16 protein-coding genes are annotated in these 17,725 nt (G+C 56.3%); 11 read left to right on the forward strand and 5 right to left on the reverse strand.

What is annotated here, in order from left to right; genetic code table 11:
* The first annotated feature begins 228 nt into the window (after positions 1–228).
* Genes EXR70_07590 through EXR70_07610 form a run of 5 tightly spaced genes read left to right on the forward strand, consistent with a single transcriptional unit; the run spans position 229 to position 2,992 of the window.
* Positions 229–1,407: an amidohydrolase gene (locus EXR70_07590; GenBank protein ID MSP38337.1), complete on the forward strand. Its 1,179-nt coding sequence runs from the start codon at positions 229–231 to the stop codon at positions 1,405–1,407.
* Positions 1,408–1,440: 33 nt separating this feature from the next.
* Positions 1,441–1,740, forward strand: a complete 300-nt coding sequence (locus EXR70_07595) for a hypothetical protein (protein ID MSP38338.1) — start codon at positions 1,441–1,443, stop codon at positions 1,738–1,740.
* A gap of 15 nt (positions 1,741–1,755) precedes the next feature.
* Positions 1,756–2,244: an NUDIX domain-containing protein gene (locus EXR70_07600; GenBank protein ID MSP38339.1), complete on the forward strand. Its 489-nt coding sequence runs from the start codon at positions 1,756–1,758 to the stop codon at positions 2,242–2,244.
* A gap of 59 nt (positions 2,245–2,303) precedes the next feature.
* Positions 2,304–2,591 (forward strand): hypothetical protein, encoded by a 288-nt coding sequence (locus EXR70_07605; protein MSP38340.1) that lies wholly within the window; start codon positions 2,304–2,306, stop codon positions 2,589–2,591.
* Positions 2,588–2,992, forward strand: a complete 405-nt coding sequence (locus tag EXR70_07610) for a DoxX family protein (protein ID MSP38341.1) — start codon at positions 2,588–2,590, stop codon at positions 2,990–2,992. Before EXR70_07605 ends, EXR70_07610 begins: the two co-directional genes overlap by 4 nt.
* Before the next feature lie 407 nt (positions 2,993–3,399).
* Here the strand turns inward: EXR70_07610 and EXR70_07615 are convergent, their stop codons facing one another.
* The 3 genes from EXR70_07615 to EXR70_07625 all read right to left on the reverse strand — a co-directional run bounded on the left by EXR70_07615 (position 3,400) and on the right by EXR70_07625 (position 5,679).
* Positions 3,400–3,597, reverse strand: coding sequence for a hypothetical protein (locus EXR70_07615; protein ID MSP38342.1), 198 nt, complete (start codon positions 3,595–3,597; stop codon positions 3,400–3,402).
* A gap of 308 nt (positions 3,598–3,905) precedes the next feature.
* Complete coding sequence (locus tag EXR70_07620; GenBank protein MSP38343.1) at positions 3,906–4,325, reverse strand: hypothetical protein; 420 nt, start codon at positions 4,323–4,325, stop codon at positions 3,906–3,908.
* A 7-nt stretch (positions 4,326–4,332) separates the two neighbouring features.
* Positions 4,333–5,679 (reverse strand): hypothetical protein, encoded by a 1,347-nt coding sequence (locus tag EXR70_07625; GenBank protein MSP38344.1) that lies wholly within the window; start codon positions 5,677–5,679, stop codon positions 4,333–4,335.
* Between EXR70_07625 and EXR70_07630 the strand changes: the two genes are divergently transcribed.
* Positions 5,503–10,194 (forward strand): DEAD/DEAH box helicase, encoded by a 4,692-nt coding sequence (locus EXR70_07630; GenBank protein ID MSP38345.1) that lies wholly within the window; start codon positions 5,503–5,505, stop codon positions 10,192–10,194. The genes EXR70_07625 and EXR70_07630 overlap by 177 nt on opposite strands.
* A gap of 227 nt (positions 10,195–10,421) precedes the next feature.
* Here the strand turns inward: EXR70_07630 and EXR70_07635 are convergent, their stop codons facing one another.
* Positions 10,422–10,739, reverse strand: coding sequence for a hypothetical protein (locus EXR70_07635; protein MSP38346.1), 318 nt, complete (start codon positions 10,737–10,739; stop codon positions 10,422–10,424).
* A 185-nt stretch (positions 10,740–10,924) separates the two neighbouring features.
* On the opposite strand from EXR70_07635, the gene EXR70_07640 reads away from it, so the two are divergent.
* From EXR70_07640 to EXR70_07650, 3 genes are read left to right on the forward strand one after another with little or no spacing between them, the layout of a single operon-like run.
* Positions 10,925–13,153, forward strand: a complete 2,229-nt coding sequence (locus tag EXR70_07640; GenBank protein MSP38347.1) for a xanthine dehydrogenase family protein molybdopterin-binding subunit — start codon at positions 10,925–10,927, stop codon at positions 13,151–13,153.
* A 43-nt stretch (positions 13,154–13,196) separates the two neighbouring features.
* Positions 13,197–13,559, forward strand: coding sequence for a diacylglycerol kinase (locus EXR70_07645; protein MSP38348.1), 363 nt, complete (start codon positions 13,197–13,199; stop codon positions 13,557–13,559).
* Between the two features lie 18 nt (positions 13,560–13,577).
* Entirely contained in the window at positions 13,578–14,507 is a 930-nt protein-coding gene (locus tag EXR70_07650; protein MSP38349.1) for an ABC transporter substrate-binding protein, read from the forward strand.
* Here EXR70_07650 and EXR70_07655 read toward each other — a convergent pair.
* Positions 14,504–15,391: an RluA family pseudouridine synthase gene (locus EXR70_07655; GenBank protein ID MSP38350.1), complete on the reverse strand. Its 888-nt coding sequence runs from the start codon at positions 15,389–15,391 to the stop codon at positions 14,504–14,506. The genes EXR70_07650 and EXR70_07655 overlap by 4 nt on opposite strands.
* Positions 15,392–15,534: 143 nt before the next feature.
* Between EXR70_07655 and pheA the strand changes: the two genes are divergently transcribed.
* Positions 15,535–16,611: a prephenate dehydratase gene (gene pheA / locus EXR70_07660; GenBank protein ID MSP38351.1), complete on the forward strand. Its 1,077-nt coding sequence runs from the start codon at positions 15,535–15,537 to the stop codon at positions 16,609–16,611.
* The gene (locus tag EXR70_07665) at positions 16,608–17,705 is read left to right on the forward strand and encodes a histidinol-phosphate transaminase (GenBank protein ID MSP38352.1); all 1,098 of its coding nucleotides are present in this window, start codon (positions 16,608–16,610) and stop codon (positions 17,703–17,705) included. Before pheA ends, EXR70_07665 begins: the two co-directional genes overlap by 4 nt.
* The last annotated feature ends 20 nt before the right edge of the window (positions 17,706–17,725 follow it).

Below are 17,725 nucleotides of genomic sequence, written 5' to 3' on the forward strand. Positions count from 1 at the left end.
CGGCCTCAACCACGGTGATCTCGCTGCGATATACTCGTTGAATTACGTCTAGTCGTTTCTCGTCTTTCATTGTCAGGGTTGTCATCCTTCCACCCTGACATAATTACGTTGCCGTTAACCCCTGACATAATCACTTTGCTACAACACCGGGACTTGGCTATTGTTGACTTGTCGCTCTCCCACGCCCTATAAACAAGTGAGTTTATTCTTTAGTGGGAGGTTACCAGGGTGATCATCGATTGCGATACTCATCTCATGCCGCGCGATGCCTTTGACGGCGTCGATGGCCGGTTGGCTGCGAGCAAGCCAAATTTGCTCTTCAACGACCAAGATCTTTACGTCGATGTCGATTTTCCCGGTTATCCGGCGGAAGTGGTGGGAACCAGCCCGCTGTTGGCGCCGGGCTCGGGGGCGATGTTCAAAAGCTTGTGGGAGCCGGCCGCGCGCATGGCCGACTACGACGGACGTCTCGGCATCGATCGCCATGTGATCTTGCCGCAGTTTTCCGGTTGGTGGTCGTACTTGATCGAGCCGGAACTCGCTTGCCGGATGGCGCGCTCGCATAATCAAGCGCTGCTGCGCGTGATGCAAACGTTTCCCGGCAGGATGTTAGGTTCAGCGTTGATTCCATTGCAGGATGTTCCGGCTTCGATCCGCGAGATGGAATGGGCGATGGACAATGGTTTTTGTTCGGTGGTGCTCGACAAGGTTTATCCGGTTAAAGAGCACGCCTACAGCGAACCCTTGGGCAGCCACCGCGAGCTCTGGCCGTTTTTCAAACGCGCCGAAGAATTGTCCGTGCCGATTTATCTGCACAACGTCCAGCACGGCCATCGCATGAGCAACTTGCCGGTATTCCAACGTGATGGGCTTTACATTTTTGCCCCGCAAGAAGGGCAGATAAGCTTAGTGTCGCTGATCACCAGCGGTTTGTTGGATGAGTTTCCCAAGCTGCAATTTATTTACACCGAAGCCGGCACGTCGTTTATCAAACCGCTAGTGCAGCGCTTGGATAAAATTTTGGAATCGCCGCCGGTGGATTACGACGATCAAGAGGTGCCGCTGTCGAACCGAGAGCTGACCTACGTCGGCGAACGGCTACGCCGGGCCAGGGCGCTCAATCCGGCGAATGTTTTTCTTGAGAAGAATAAAAAGCCGGCGAGCTACTATTTCAAGAACAATTTTTACTTCACGATTGAAACCGAAGAGCCGGAATTGGTCGAAGCGATCGAATTTCTCGGCGCCGAAAGATTTCTTTTCGCCACCGACTATCCGCACGACGATCCCGGCGGCCGGATGAAGTTCGAAGATGTGAGACTGCTGCGCGAGAATGCAAAAATTTCCGAAGCGGCGAAAGAAATGATTCGTTGGCAGAATGCGCAGCGATTGTTTCGACTGAACGCCTAGTCCAACCCAGTGTTAGAACTTTCGAAACGTTGGGTGAGACACTTTTTATTGATTGTTACGTTCCTGATTTTTTGTGGTGGCATAACGCTGGTTCTCGACTTGCCGCTGCGTCGTCGATTGCCAGACTTGTTGTTGATTCAATGGCTTGGTGTAGCGCTTCTTTTCGGCGTCGGACAGCTTGTGATTGAGTTCCTGTTTCAGCCAGTTCAACGCTACATCATTGATGTGGACCGGCAATCGGATCCGGGGTGGCAACGGGCGCTGCGGGTTTTGTTCCTGATTGCTCTTTTTACAGTACCAGCAGCCATGCTCATGCTTTGGCAGTTATATTGAAACACGAGAGGTGTCATGGCGATCCCTGAACGTTACAACACGGGCTACAACATCGGCGTCGGCGGCGCGGTGGTGCGTGATGGCAAGCTTCTCTTCGTGCGCCGCGCGTCGCGCCACGGGCGCGGCAACTGGCAGCTACCCGGCGGTTTCATCGAGCCGGATGAGACCATCGAGCAAGCCGTGGTGCGCGAAGTTCAGGAAGAGGCTGGGGTGACGACTGAAGTTGAAGCGGTGCTGGGACTGCGCAGCCGCTACGATCCCGATAACGGCAACGGTATCTACGTGATTCTTCTCCTGCGGCCGATCGGCGGCGAGCCGAAATCGGATGGCCATGAAACCGACCATGCCGAATACTTCACGCTTGAGCAAATCAGTCAGTTAACTCCTCTGCCGCCGGTCAATTGGGAAATCGCCCAGCGCGTGCTGGCACCGGATCGACGGCTGCTCAATCCGAAACCGTTGACCAATCTCAACGGCGCCAAGTTTACACTGTTCGTCGGCTAGGTTGTCCTGCTCGTGTTTCTGATTGCCGCGGCGATGAACGCGCTGCGCGCTTCGATGTTGTGGCTAGCGAACATGATTGCTACATCCTGATCGTGTGGGACTTTTTTGAAGACTTTGTTCATTGTCGAGTAATAAAAATTCCCATCCATATTCCCAAACTCGCCGCCGCCGGCAACCCCGCCGCACAACCCATCGTGCTCGAACTGCGTAAGCGCGGTTTCAAAGTCGGCATCGAACCAGAGCCGCCGGCGCCGACGGATTGTAAAGTATGGCGGGTATTTTCTTTGCGCCGGGCGGACATCGTTTGGCAGCAAAACAAAGGTCGCGTAAGCGAAAGGAGAAAATGACAAGTCTCAAGCGTATCCTGAAATATCTTTTGGGCCTGTTCTTCGTAACGGCTGGACTCAATCATTTCATCAGCGCGGATTTCTACCTCAAGATCATGCCGCCGTACCTGCTGGGGCGTCTGTTTCTCGTTTACCTGAGCGGATTCTTTGCGATGGTGCTTGGGGTCTCGGTTGTGATTCCCAAGTTCACCCGTTTTTCAGCGTGGGGTCTCATCGCGCTGCTGATAGCGGTCTTTCCCGCCAATATTCACATGTCAATTAACCCTGAGCTTTACCCGGAGTATCATCCGGCAGTGTTATGGCTCAGGCTACCGTTGCAAGTTGGGTTAATCGCATGGGCCTATTGGTACACCGGCACCGATGCCGAGAAAAAACCGCTACGCGATGTGGCCGGTCCCTGACAAGGCGCCGCACCTGACCACGTCCGCGATATTTGCATCACCGGGTTTAGGTTCCTTCACGCGGCCCGAGCACGTGAGCTGAGCGCAACTGGGCATCTTTCAATATCCCTTGCCGGGCTCCCGCGTGCTAAGTTTCTGCTGAGATATTTTTCCGGCGGGGTAGCTTTACGTAACTGCTTTTGTGATAAGCTCGCAAAGCAAGGGAAGAAGGTGGCTACCATGACGGTATGGGTCGAACTAAACAACGGGACGAGGCACATTTACAAAAACGTCAACCGCATTGTCGAGTCCAGTGACAAGATGGAAATTCGTGGCGGCACCGGCTGGGCGGACAAACTTCTAATGGCCTATGACAAGGTGCAAATAAAAACCCTGGGAAACTCTCCCTTGTTGTCCTTATCCCGTACTCAGAAGGTTTGTTGAATATTTCCCGTCACATCCAGGGTCTCTGCGCGATTGGTGTTGCCGACGCCGACTCGGCCCGTCGAGGGTTGGACGGTCAGCGGGGAGCTTTGGGCGTGGAGGTTGGGCGCTAACAAGAGCGCGGCGACGCCGATGGCGAGTCCTGAGCGGACTGCTGTCGAGATGAAATGTTTGGCTTGCATGACTTTGCCTCCTTTTGAGTTGATGACAATTAGTAATTTGTTAGGACCGTTTACTTTTCGATAAGCTCCGATTTCCAGTCAGTCGAAAACACATCACTCATGAACGACCGAAAAAGAATCGTGATAAACGTCGGACATCGTCAGTCTTCCAGAATCAAGATTGTAAAGATTGTAGTGTCAGATCCCGTTCCATTCCCTTTGATCTGGACTGGTGGCTGGTTTCAACGGAGTACCCATTTGAAGCACCGAGTTTTTCAACAGCCTGTAAAGATTTGACCCTATTCCCCTGCCCCCTTCTCTTCGCCTTCTCATCGCTTTCTGAATATAAATTTAAGTGCTCCCCAACCAACAATTCCCGTCCAAAGTATCACTGACGATTTCGCGTGTTGACGAGAAATCAATGGATCAATCGCCAACGCTACACCGATTAAGAGCGGCGCTAAGACAACCACGTTTCGGATCATCTCCTTCACAGCGCGTGTCGAATCTCGCGACGTTTCAATCGTGTTACCAAATTGCTGGTAACAAACTAAAGTGCCAAAAAACACACTTGATCCAAGCGCGACTACCCAAGCGAGGATCCTTCCAGTTTCTGAAAACTTAAGCACTGAGGTGCAAAACCAATCCGCTACAATTCCGCCTCCAATTGAAGCAGCCATTCCCAACTGAAAAATCGTCATAAAAGGAAGGGCTTTGAGAAATGTCGCGAACCCCTTCTTAAATCTCATATTCCAATTACCTGGCTAGTTTGGGCGAGAATTGCAGACTTTGAGGCGTTGGCAGGAGTTGGTTTGCAATCCAAACACTACCGAGTTCTATACCAAAACCTAAACCAACCAGCCCCAAGCCCGTGAACGAGCCGACAATTCCCGCGACTGGATTGACAGGGTAAATCGCATAACTGGCTGCAAGAGTATTCCACCCGCCCCATTGAATGGCAGCTCCAGTAAACATCCCGGCAGCAGCGGTTGCTAATCTAGTGAATGGATCTTTAACATGCTCTACCCAGCGTATGAACTCATCCACTGCCTGCCAATTGGGACTGGCATCATTCATTGATGTCGCTGGACTGTTGCGCTGTATCGCGTCTCGTGCATCAGCAAATTCCAATCCGCTTCGTCCGGAGTTTGCCGTTTGGGCTCCACCATTCCCATTAAGAGCATTCCACGCAGCCATTCCACCGTAAACCACAGCCGCGCTAATCGCGCTTCCTAACGCTCCAAACCCTACATTCTTTCCGAAATTTCCACCATAGATTCCCGTTGCCACCGCCCCAGTGATCGCGCCCGAGATAGCCGCCGCACCGACAGTCGCGCCAAAATTCCCAAGCGTAAAACCCTCGCCAACAATTCCACCTAACCCTTCAAAAGCTGCGCCGCCAATTGCACCTCCCAATCCTCCAAGGAATGCTCCACCTAAAACACTCCGTAGAGGACTCCCTGTAGTTCCCCCGCTATTAACCGCCCCGCCAACAAAGCCACCGATTGCGCCGGCTAGCACGGCAGGCATTCCGGCACCACCACTCAAGATTCCAACTATTGCGCCGATGAAAAATCCACCAAATCGCGACCAGAAACTCGGTTTCTTTTTTACGATTTTATGAAAATACCCGCTCGGATCAGTATGATTCTGCGGATTGTTAACAACGTAGCTGTAACGATTCAGATTCTGCGGTTCGTACGGCGTCTGGATGAACGGATCGGCGGAGATGAATCTGCCGATCTCCGCATCGTAGTAGCGGCCACCGTAGTAGTAGAGACCGGTCTCCGGATCGAGCTTCTGGCCGGTGAATCTTTGGTCGGGGTCGATGCTGCCTTCGCTGCGCGACACCGCGCCCCAGGGATCGTACTCGTTTAGCTGCACTCTCGCGCCGCTCATGTCGGAGACTACGTTGACGCTGCCGAGATGATCGTTGTGGTAAAAATATTTGTTCGTGCCTTTCTTCGAAGCGATGGACTCCCCGCCGATGCGAATAAACTTGGTGATCGTGCCGCTCGGATCGATCTCATAGCCCTGGACCGGATAAAGCGTGATGCCGCTGCCGTCCTTGCGCACCGCCGCGCCGCTGTAGTCGTAGTACATGCTGGTGGTGATGCCGCCCACCGCGACGCTGCTAACCCGATTGTCGATATCCCAAACAAAAGTCCGGTTGCCTCCGGAGCTGTTTCGTTTCTCTTGACCCTCCGCTTTTTTCCCTCTAGCTTAATTTTCGTCATTGCACGGGAAAAAATTTTGCTGTCTTCGTTTCATCCTCTAGTCGAGCGCTGGTTCTATGAGCGCTTCGGCAATCCGACACCGGCGCAGGCGCAAGGGTGGGATTCCATCGCCGCCGGCAATTCCACGCTAATCGCGGCGCCGACCGGTTCAGGTAAAACACTGGCGGCGTTTCTTTGGTCGATTGACCGGTTGATCAAGCGGGCGTTGGCGGGCGATTTGGATGAACGCACGAGCGTTGTTTACGTTTCGCCGTTAAAGGCGCTAGGCAACGACATCGCGAAAAATCTTCAAGCGCCTTTGGCGGAGATTTATGCGCTAGCGGGACGAGAAGGGATTTTGTTACCGACGATTCGCGTCGCGGTGCGCTCTGGCGATACGCCGGCGAGCGAGCGCCAGTCGATGGTGCGCCGGCCGCCGCATATTCTTATCACCACGCCGGAATCGCTCTATCTTTTGCTCACCGCGCCGCGCAGCCGGGAATTTCTGCGCAGCGCTGAAACTTTGATCGTCGATGAAATTCATGCGGTGGCCCAAGACAAGCGTGGCGCCCATTTGGCGTTGTCCTTGGAGCGGCTCGATCGGTTATGCGGCCGGCGCTTGCAGCGCATCGGTTTGAGCGCGACGCAAAAGCCGATTGATGAGATTGCGCGGCTGTTGGTGGGAAGCCGGCGCATTGGCGCGGATCGCAAACCGGATTGCGTCATCGTCGATGTCGGCCATCAACGTGAAATGGATTTGCGCGTCGAAGTTCCCGACAACGAGTTGGGGCCGATCATCCGCCAAGATATTTGGGCGGCGGTGTACGATAAATTGATCGCGACGATCGCCGCCCATCGGACGACGTTGATTTTCGTCAACACGCGCCGCTTGGTCGAACGTGTGGCGCATCAGTTGACCGAGCGCTTGGGCGAAGACAAGGTCGGCGCTCATCATGGCAGTCTGTCGCGCAAGACCCGGCTGGCGGTGGAGGAGAAACTCAAATCGGGCGCGTATCCGGTTGTCGTGGCGACCGCGTCATTGGAACTCGGCATCGACATCGGCCACGTCGATGTCGTCTGTCATATCGGCGCGCCGCGCAATTTAGCCGTGCTCTTGCAGCGCGTCGGCCGCTCGGGCCATTGGCTCGGCGCGATTCCCAAAGGCATTGTCTATCCGTTGACGCGTGACGATCTGGTGCAGTCGGCGGCGGCGATTCGCGCCTTGCGCCAGGGCGAGTTGGATTTGCTTCACGTGGTGAAGCAGCCGCGCGATATTCTTGCCCAGCAGATGGTGGCCACGGTGGCTAGCTCAAGAATGGCCGCAAAAAACGCAAAGGGCGCAAAAGGGTCTAGTGAAGAAGAAATTAGCGAAGAGGCCTTGTGGCAACTGATGCGCGGCGCTTATCCTTATGAAAATTTAGCGCGGGGCGAATACGAGCAGGTTTTGGAAATGCTCTGCGAAGGCGTCGAGACCCGGCGCAGCCGGCGTAGCGCTTATATTCACCGCGACCGCATCAACGGCGTACTCCGGCCGCGGCGGGGCGCGCGTTTGACGGCGATCACCAACGGCGGGGCGATTCCCGATACCGCCGACTATCAAGTCGTCGAGTTCGCCAGCGAGACGTTTGTCGGCACGGTGCATGAAGATTTTGCCATCGAGAGTTTGGCCGGCGACATATTTCTTCTCGGCAATCGTTCCTGGCGTATCCGGCGGGTCGGCTCGGGCAAAGTCTGGGTTGACGATGCTCAAGGTTTACCGCCGAGCATTCCGTTTTGGATGGGCGAGGCGCCGGCGCGGACTTTTGAATTATCTAAAGCCGTGGCTGAGCTGCGCAGCGCTGTCGCCGAGCGGCTGGCGGACAAAGATGCGGCGTCGCGCTGGCTCATGGAGGAAATCTCGCTGCCGCTGGCGGCCGCCGAACAGGTCGTCAGCTACGTCGCCGACACGGTCGCGGTGCTCGGCACGGTGCCGTCGCAGAATAAAATCATCGCCGAGCGATTCTTCGACGAGGCCGGCGGCATGCAACTGATTCTCCATTCGCCCTGGGGCGGGCGGGTCAATCGGGCGTGGGGACTGGCGCTGCGCAAACGGTTTTGCGTCAGCTTCGACCGCGAGCTGCAAGCGGCGGCCACCGACGACGGCATCTGCATTTCTCTGGTCGAGCAACACTCGTTTCCACTGACAGAAGTTTTTCAAATGCTCAAGCCGGCCATCGTCGAAGACACTTTAACCCAAGCGGCGCTCGCTTCGCCGATGTTCACCAATCGTTGGCGCTGGAACGCGACCCGCGCGTTGGCGTTGACGCGATTTAGCGGCGGCAAAAAAGTTCCGGTGGCGCTCCAACGCATGCGCGCCGAAGATTTGTTGGCCGCGGTGTTCCCGGAGCAGGTGATGTGTCAGGACAACCGTAGCGGTCCAGTCGAGCTGCCCGATCATCCCTTGGTCAAAGAAACCATCGGCGATTGTTTGCATGAAGCGATGGATCTCGACGGCTTGATGCAAGTTCTTATTGGTATCGACGACGGTTCTATTCAGACCCTCGCCATCGACACGCCGTCGCCGTCGCCCATGGCCCATGAAATTCTCAACGCCAATCCCTATGCATTTCTCGACGACGCGCCGTTGGAAGAGCGGCGCGCCCGCGCCGTCTCGCTGCGCCGCATCGATCCCTGGTTGGGACGGGAGTTTGGCCAGCTCGACGGCGCGGCCATCGCCGAAGTGTGCAGGCAAGCGTGGCCGGAAGCGCGCAATGGCGATGAATTGCACGATCTGTTGCTTGGCGTCTGTTTGCTGCCGACAGCGTTGCGGCCGGATTGGCAACCACTTGCCGACGAATTGATTGCGAATCATCGAGCCACGATTGCATCTTGGAAGAGTTCCGACGGTGATTTTTCGGCTTATGTCGCCGCTGAGCGCAGTGATCTGGTGCGTTTGGCGATTCCCAACGTTAGGTTATCGCCGCCCATTGAGTTACCGCTCGGCTTTCAAGAATCGCTGGTCAATGAAGAAGAGGCGCTTAGAAAAATCGTTCAAGGCTGGCTCGAAGTCAGCGGACCGGTGAAGGTGCACGGTTTGAGCGTGCGCTTGGGCATCGCCGCTAACAAAATCAGCGTCGCGCTACTCGGCCTGGAAAGCGCCGGTGTGGTGATGCGCGGGCAATTCACCGCGCAAGCCCTGCACGCTAACAGTGAGGAGTGGTGCGAGCGCGTCTTGCTCGCGCGCATTCATCGATTGACTCTCGGCCGCATGCGCAAGGAGATTGAGCCGGTGACGGCGGCCGAGTTCATGAGTTTTCTGCTCGCTTGGCAACATGTGGCGCCGGGAACCCATCTGCGCGGGCGCGATGGCGTCTTGCAAGTGATCGAGCAGTTGCAGGGATTGGAACTGCCGGCGCCGGCGTGGGAGCGGCAGGTTTTGCCGGCGCGCATTGAAAACTACGATCCCGGCGATCTCGAACAGCTTTGTTTGGCCGGCATGATTGCCTGGGGCCGCTTGCGAAGTGAAAGCGAGACTGCCGAGAGCGCGCAAAGTTTCGCTCGGCTGAAAAAATCGCGCCGCTTGTCGGCGCCGGCGCGCAATGCGCCGATCGCGTTTTTGTTGCGCGAAGAATTATCGTCGTTTCTCGAAGCGTCGACGGGACGCTTGGAGCAAATCTCGACGCTCTCACCGATGGCGTTGGCAGTGGCCCACTTCCTCGAACGGCAGGGGGCGAGTTTTCTCGCCGACATTGCCCGCGGCACCGGCTTGTTGAAAGTGAAAGTCGAAGAGGCGTTGTGGCAATTGGTCGCTCACGGCCTGGCCACCGGCGACGGCATCGCCGGCCTGCGCGTGCTGTTGACGCCGGAACATAAACGGGTCGAACGGCGCCGCTTGCGCGTAATCTCTGGCGGTCGTGCCGCCGAGCGCGTCATGCCGGTTGGCCGCTGGTCACTGTGGCGCCAGCAATCGGGCGGTGAGGAAATTAAAAACGACGAGATCGTCGAACGGCGTGGGCGCCAACTACTCGATCGTTATGGGGTGGTGTTTCGTGAACTGTTGGTGCGGGAATCGAACATGCCGCCCTGGCGCAGTCTGTTGGCCCTCTACCGCCGTCTCGAAGCCCGTGGCGAGATTCGCGGCGGCCGCTTTATCAGCGGTTTTGTCGGCGAGCAGTTCGCCTTGCCGGCGGCGCTGGAAGCGCTTCGTTCGCGCCGTAACACCCCAATTGCCCGAGCTGAACTGGCGCCAACCATTGTCGCCGCCGCCGATCCGTTGAATTTAGTCGGCATCGTCGCGCCGGGCGCGCGCTTGTCGCCTTATTCCAATCAAGCGATCGCTTACCAAAATGGCCTGGCGCTGGAAGTTGGCTTGGTTGGCGAATTGATTAGCCGATTGCAGCAGGTCAACCCGGCGCGCGGCTGACCGCCACAATCTGGGAAAGAAAACGGCTGGAGCTTAGCGCGCTAGCAGGGTGCTGAAAGAAGCGGAACATGCTTCGACAAGCTGCGCAGCATGAACGGATTTTGCTAAATGATTTTAACTTCTGTTCCGTTCGTCCTGAGCCCGTCAAAGGACTCCAAATGGATTTTCAGCACTCTTCCAGCCAGCGAAGCTCCAGCCGTTGAAATAGTTCTCGGTGAAGCAGCGGCCTAGTTTACCGGCACCGATTTTTGGAACACGTCGGGCCGGTTGACGTCGTTCCCCTGTTTCATTACCGGGGAGCTCAAGACTTCCTTGAGCAGGCGAATCTCAACGATATCTTCTTGCAAGCGGGTCAAACCTTCCTTGGCGCGATGGATTTCAGCGAGCATGGAATCGATCTCGCCGATGCTGATCGCTTCCAACGCTTGTCGAATCTTGCGGTTCATGCCGAAAAGATTTTGCGCACCGCCCTTGTCAGCTATTTTATTGTCGAATTCGGTGTAGGTGCGGGTGACACTTTCCATTTGATTTTTTAGATCGTCCATGGTCTTTCTCCTCGTAGCCTTGCGCTGTCAGTGTCCTTGATGTACCTACGTAAAATCACATACGCGTAGAGAAAACAAGCAGGGTAAATTTCTTCCGACAAAATGTTTTTGTTTCATGAAACTTAGCTGAAAATTGTTTTCAACTTGTAACTGTCGACGGCGGAAAAAAATCGAGGAGATGGGCGATGAATGACTTGCGCAGCGTCGGAATTCCCAGTCCGAGAGTCGAAGGCGAGCAAAAAGTTTCCGGCGCGGCGATTTACGCCGTCGATGTCGCGGTGCCGGATATGCTGTGGGCCAAGGTGCTGCGAAGTCCGCTTGCCCACGCCCGGATCAAGCGTATCGACACCGCCAAGGCGGCGGCTTTGCCCGGTGTGAAAGCGCTGCTCATCGGCGCCGATCTCACCGGCGCCAAGATCGGTAAAAAAATCGTCGACATGCCGCTGCTCGCCGACCATGTCGTGCGCTACGCCGGTGAAAAAGTTGCCGCGGTGGCCGCGGTGAGCGAGGCGATCGCCGAGGCCGCGCTGGATTTGATCGACGTGGTATATGACGAGCTGCCGGTGGTCACCGACGTGCTCGAAGCGATGCGCGCGAACGCGCCGCTGCTCCATCCCGATGTCGCCGGCTATAAAGGGCTCTTGCACAAGATTGACGTGCCGAGCAACGTCTTGGTCAATCTCACTTGGAAAAAGGGCGTGGTGGAAGAGGGCTTTCGCCAATCCGATGTGATCGTCGAAAACACTTTCACCGTGCCCGCCGTGCATCAGGCTTACATCGAGCCGCATTCGTCGCTGGTGCGTATCAACGCCGACGGTACGGCCGATGTTTGGTCGTCGAACAAGAGTCCCTTCGGCATGCGCGATGTGGTCGCCGCGGCGCTGCAAATCGCGCCCACGAGTTTGATCATTCATCCCTGTTACGTCGGCGGCGATTTTGGCGGCAAAGGGGACGGTAACGATGTCGCGTTGTGCTATGCGCTGGCGCGTAAAGCGGGTCGACCGGTGAAGCTGACGGTGGATTACACCGAGGAATTGATCTCCGGCAATCCGCGCCATGGCGCGGTGATCAAGATCAAAACCGGCGTCAAGAAAAACGGTATCATGATCGCCGAGCATATCGAGTTCGTTTTCGACAGCGGCGCCTACGGTTCCTACCGGCCGCAGGGATACTTGGTCGGCGCCCATGACGCGCCCGGTCCGTACCGCGTGCCCAACTGCTTGGTCGAAGAGAAATATGTTTACACCAACAAAATGCCCGCCGGTTACATGCGCGCGCCCGGCCATCTGCAAGCGTTCTTCGCGTCCGAAAGCCAAGCGGATTTAATCGCCCAGCGCTTGGGGATCAGTCCTGCCGAGTTTCGCCGTATGAATTTCATGCGCGACGGTGACAGCTCGCCCTTGGGTCACGTGATTTCCCATGTCAAAGCGGCTGAAACGCTCAATCGCGCGCTCGAGGCGTCCGGTTTCAATAAACCGAAGGGCAAAAATATCGGCCGCGGTTTCGCCATTGGCGATTGGGTTTCCAAGGGCGGCGAATCCTACGCGAAGATTAAGATCGACGAGCAGGGTCAAATAACCTTATCATCGGCGGTGACCGACACCGGGCCTGGGGTGTTCACCATGATGCGTCAGATCGTCGGCGAAGAACTCAAAGTACCGCTCGATGCCATCGGCGTAGAAATGTTGGACTCGACGCAGGTGATTAAAGACACCGGCGTGCGCGGTAGCAGCAGTACTCGGGTCCATGGCGGTTCGGCGCTCGACGCGGCGATCAATGCGCGGACGGAAATTCTGCGCATCGCGGCGCAATTGATGCACTCCACGCCGGACGAGCTGTTGCTGTTTGACGGCGGCGTCACCCATGGCCGCGCCGAACGGCGCATGACCTATGGTGAAATCGCCCGCGCCCACGGTCAGCCGATCGTCGTCGAAGGCCATTATGCCAACATGTCGGACGGCCCCGAAGCTTCGTTGGTCGCGCAAGTGGCGGAGGTCGAAGTGGACCGCGAAACCGGCACGGTAACGGTGCGCAAACTAACCACCGCTCATAACACCGGGACGATTTTGAATCCGTTGACGCACCAAGGTCAGATCGATGGCGGGGTGGCGATGGGTTTCGGCTACGGTCTGGTGGAACAGATCGGCTACGACGAAAGCGGCAAGGTGCTAGCGAACAACATGGGCGAGTATAAAATTCCCTGCATCAAAGATATGCCGGCGCTTGAAACGACGATCTTGCAGTCGGATTTCGGCAGCGGCCCTTACAACAGCATGAGCATCGGCGAGACCGCGCTGATTCCCACCGCCGCCGCCATCGCCAACGCGGTCGAAGATGCCGTCGGCGTGCGCATCAAATCGCTGCCGATCACGGCTGAGAAAGTTTTGGATGCGCTCAGGGGACGTTCGGTCTAAATTGGTTTCGAGTTTGTTTTTGCTCGGTTGTCGAGGTGGTTTCATGATCAACAACGATGTCGCACCGCTGCAGCGCTTGGTCAACGCGACGCGCAATTCGTTCAAAGGTCTGCGCGGCGCGTGGGCGAGCGAAGCGGTGCTGCGCTATGAAATCTATTGTATGGCCGTCGCGCTGCCGGCGGCGTGGCTGCTCGGCCATGGCGCGGTTGAGCGGGCGTTGTTGATCGGCAGCGCTTTGCTGATCGTGATTGTGGAAATTCTTAACACCGCCATCGAAGTGACGGTGGACCGCGTCGGATTCGAACATCATGAGTTGTCTGGACGAGCTAAAGATCTCGGTTCGGCGGCGGTGTTTTGCGCGATTGTCCTTGCCGGTTCGGTTTGGACGATTGTCTTGCTCGGTTGACGATGGGAGGGAATCATTATGTTGCTCAGCGCGCGTTCTTGGTTGATGGTCGTGTTCATTTTTTCACTGTCCGGGCCGGCGCGCGCCGGCGAGCCTTTGGACTTGGTTAGATCGGCGGCGGACAAAGTGATCGCGCTGTTGCGCGATCCGCAATTCAAGGCGGCTGATCGCAAGCGCGAGCGCGCCGAGAAGTTGCGAGCGATCATCAATCCGATTTTCGATTACGACGAGATCGCCCGGCGCACCTTGGCGCCTCATTGGGAGCGGCGCACACCGGCCGAACGGGAAGAGTTTACCAAGCTGTTTCGCGCCTTCTTGGAAAAAATTTATGCCGATCAGATCGACATCGACGACGGCGAGCGGCTGGTCTTCAGCCGCGAAACCGTCAACCAAGATTTCGCCGAAGTGGAATCCAAATGGATCAACGGCAAGAATGAAGAAAGCCCGCTGATCTATCGCCTCAAACGGACCGACGGTAAGTGGAAAGTCTACGATGCCGTGGTGGTCGACATCAGCATCGTCAACAACTACCGCTCGCAGTTCAACCGCGTGATCGGTAAGTCGTCCTTCGAAGAGTTGAAAAAATGTTGCGCGAAAGAGCCGGCTGATTTAGCCGGCGGCAATCATCGATGGGCTGTGCTACAGGGAAGTTTAGGGATGAAGCTCCTAGAGAAACTCTTCGGTAAAAAAAGCCCGCCGACGGCGCCGGAGGCGCCGGTTTTGCGTAACGATTACGAAGTGATTCTGACCGACGATCCGTTCAATGTCGAGGACCGTGAAAATGTCCGGGCATTCGTTCACCTACGAGAAATGGAATCCTACGACGAATTCAAAAAAATGCCGAGCGACCCAGCTCTGCGTCACGGCCCGCTGGCGGTGATGTCATTGAACTATCTTGCCGATCAATCGGTGCGCAAACTTTTAGTCTTGGCGTCCAGCGCCAGTTAGCGCGCGCGTGACTCGTTGATCTCTAATCTGCGCAGTGCTTGCGCCAAGTCAGGGGCCGGCGCGATGGACCAGCGGTGGGCTTTTTCGGCGTCGCCAATTGCCATCTTGTCAGCGTGTAAGAATTGCCGTTTCAAACCAAATTCTTTGCGGAACTTTTTGTTGAAAGTGAAATCGCCATGCTGGTCGTCCATGACGACCGGGTGACCGAGTTGGGCGAAGTGGAGACGGATCTGATGTAGCCGGCCGGTTTCGATATTGACCCGCACCAGCGTGGTTTCACGGAAGCGCTTGATGACTTTGTAGCGGGTCAGCGCGGGCACTAAATTGCCGTCGCGTCCGGGCAGCGGCGATTCGATCTTGCCGGCGTTAGCCGCCAGGCGGCCAATGACCAATGCGAGATATTCTTTGGCAAGCTTGCCGGTTTCGAATTGTTTCTCCAATTCAGCTTGGGCATTTTCATTCCTCGCCAGCAATAGTAAACCCGACGTATCGCGGTCCAGTCGGTGCACCAGCAGCGGCCGTAGGGCTTTGTCTCGATAATTGCGCTCAATCCAGCCGGCGACCGTGTTGGCGTGGCTGACGGTTTTGCCTTCGTGCACCGCGAGGCCGGCGGGTTTGTCGATCACCAATAGGGTTTCGTCTTCGAAGATGATTTCAATCTCGCCTCGGGGCGTCGTGGGTTTTGAGTTCTGCGCTTCGAAGGGAATGAAAAGCTGAATGCTATCGTTGGCGCCGATGGCGTCATCCGGTTTGCCACGCCGGCCGTTTAGCCGCACGCCGTTTTTACGAAACAGCTTGCGCACGTAACCGATGGGGAACTGTTTTTTGAGAAAGTTCGCCAATTTCTTTGCCGCTTCAGCCGGCCCTACGACGATTTCACGCATGGCGCATTCCAGATTGCGGCAGGGCCAGGTTGGAGTCAAGGTTTAAGCCCGGCAATATTTGCTTTTCACTAAGGATTAAGCTAGGTTCCGTGCACGGCGCCGAGGAATTCATCCTTGTTGGTTTGCGCTGGGCGAGGTTGCCATTGAGTCGAAACGAGTCGGTCGATGAACTAAGAAAAAAAATCGATCAGATTGATGAAAAAGTCGTTAACCTTCTAAATAACCGGGCTTTGCTGGCGCAGCGGATTGGCAAAAGCAAGAGCCTTACTAACCAAGAGGTTTACGTTCCCCAGCGTGAACAGGAGATTCTGCAAAGACTCTCCGGTCTGAATCGCGGTCCGCTCACACCGAGTGCGATCCAAGCCATCTATCGCGAAGTGATGTCCGCTTGCCGTTCCCTCGAAGCACCACTACGCGTCGTGTTCTTCGGCGCTCCGGCGACCTACAGCCATCTCGCCGCTAAACAACAGTTCGGCGCATCGTCCGAATTGCGGCCGACGGCGAGCATCCCGGAAGTATTCCAAGAGGTGGCTCAAGACCGCGCTACCTTCGGCGTGGTGCCGATTGAAAATTCCACCGAAGGCGTGGTTGCGCACACGCTGGACTGCTTAGTCGACTCGGACTTGCAGATTTGCGCTGAAATTTTTCTCGACATACATCACAACTTACTTTCGCGCAGTGGCCGGGCTGAAGATGTGCGGCGGATTGTTTCCCATCCGCAAGCGCTGGCGCAATGCCGCGGCTGGGTCGGCACGCAGTTTCCCAAGATTTTAGTGGAAGAGGTGGCGAGCACGGCCCATGCGGCGATCGCGGCGAGCCAGGACGGTTCGGTGGCGGCAGTGTCGAGTGCCTTGGCCAAAGAAGTTTACAATTTAGAATTCATCGCCAGCAACATCGAAGACCGCAGCAACAACATCACACGCTTTTTAGCGATCGGCAGAATGCCCACTAAGCTGGGACGGCGCGACAAGACTTCGCTGGTGTTCTCGGCCAAGGACAAACCGGGCGTGCTCCATCAGATGCTCCAACCCTTCGCCAAGCGGCGCATCAACTTGGCCAAGATTGAATCTCGGCCGATCAAGAACAAGCCCTGGGAGTATCTGTTTTTTCTCGACCTGTTGGGCCATCGCGAACAGCCGGCGGTGAAGCAGGCGATCGCCGGTTTAGAAAAGAATTGTGTGTTCTTGAAAATCTTGGGCTCCTATCCGAGCGGCCGATGAAAAGCGTCGAACAAGTACCGGAATATATCCGCTCGCTGATTCCCTACGAGCCGGGGAAGCCGATCGAAGAGGTCGAGCGCGAGTACGGCATTGCCAATTCGGTGAAGCTCGCCTCGAATGAAAATCCCTTGGGGCCGTCGCCCAAAGCCGTCGCGGCGCTGCGCGCCAAGCTCGATCAGCTGCATCTTTATCCCGACGGCGATTGTTTTTACTTGAAAGCCGGTTTGGCGAAGAAGCTCGGCGTCGCGCCCGAGACGCTGATCTTCGGCAACGGTTCCAACGAGATTATCGAGTTGGCGGCGCGCACTTTCATGCGCGCCGGCGACGAAGCGGTGTTGGCCGAGCAAGCCTTTGTCGTGTACCAGCTAATCGTTCAAGCCGTGGGCGGCAAGAGTAAGCAGGTGCCGCTCAAGGATTACACCCATGATCTCGACGCCATCGCGGCGGCGATTTCGCCGCAAACCCGGCTGGTGTTTTTGGCCAATCCGAATAATCCGACGGGAACGATTTTTCGCCGCGAAGCTTGGGAAAAATTTCTCGCCAAGGTGTCCCCCGATGTTTTGCTGATCGTCGATGAAGCTTACTTCGAGTATGTCCAGGACGCGGATTATCCCGATTCGCTTAAGTACCATAAGGAAGGGCGGGCGATCCTGACACTGCGGACATTTTCAAAACTTTACGGCTTGGCCGGTTTGCGCATCGGTTACGGCGTGGCGCCGAAAGAGTTGATCGCCATGATGCAGCGCGTGCGTCAACCGTTTAACGTCAACGCGCCGGCCCAGTGGGCGGCGCTGGCGGCGCTCGACGATGGCGAGCATGTAAAGAGAAGTTTAGAAGTTAACCGCCAAGGCCTTGAGTATCTCGGCGCGGAGTTCGCCAAGCTCGGCTTGGCCTATGTGGCGAGCCAGGGAAATTTTATTTTGCTGCGGGTCGGCAAAGGCCAGGAAGTGTTCAAGCAATTGCTTGCCCTCGGCGTGATCGTCCGGCCCATGGGCGGCTACAGATTGCCCGAGCATATTCGGGTGACGGTTGGCACCATGAATGAGAACCGTCAGTTTATCGCCGCGCTGCAAAAGGTGATTCAGAATTTCTAACAACTCGGGAATGACAAAAT

The organism is Deltaproteobacteria bacterium (assembly GCA_009692615.1).
Taxonomy (GTDB): Bacteria; Desulfobacterota; Binatia; order UBA9968; family UBA9968; genus DP-20.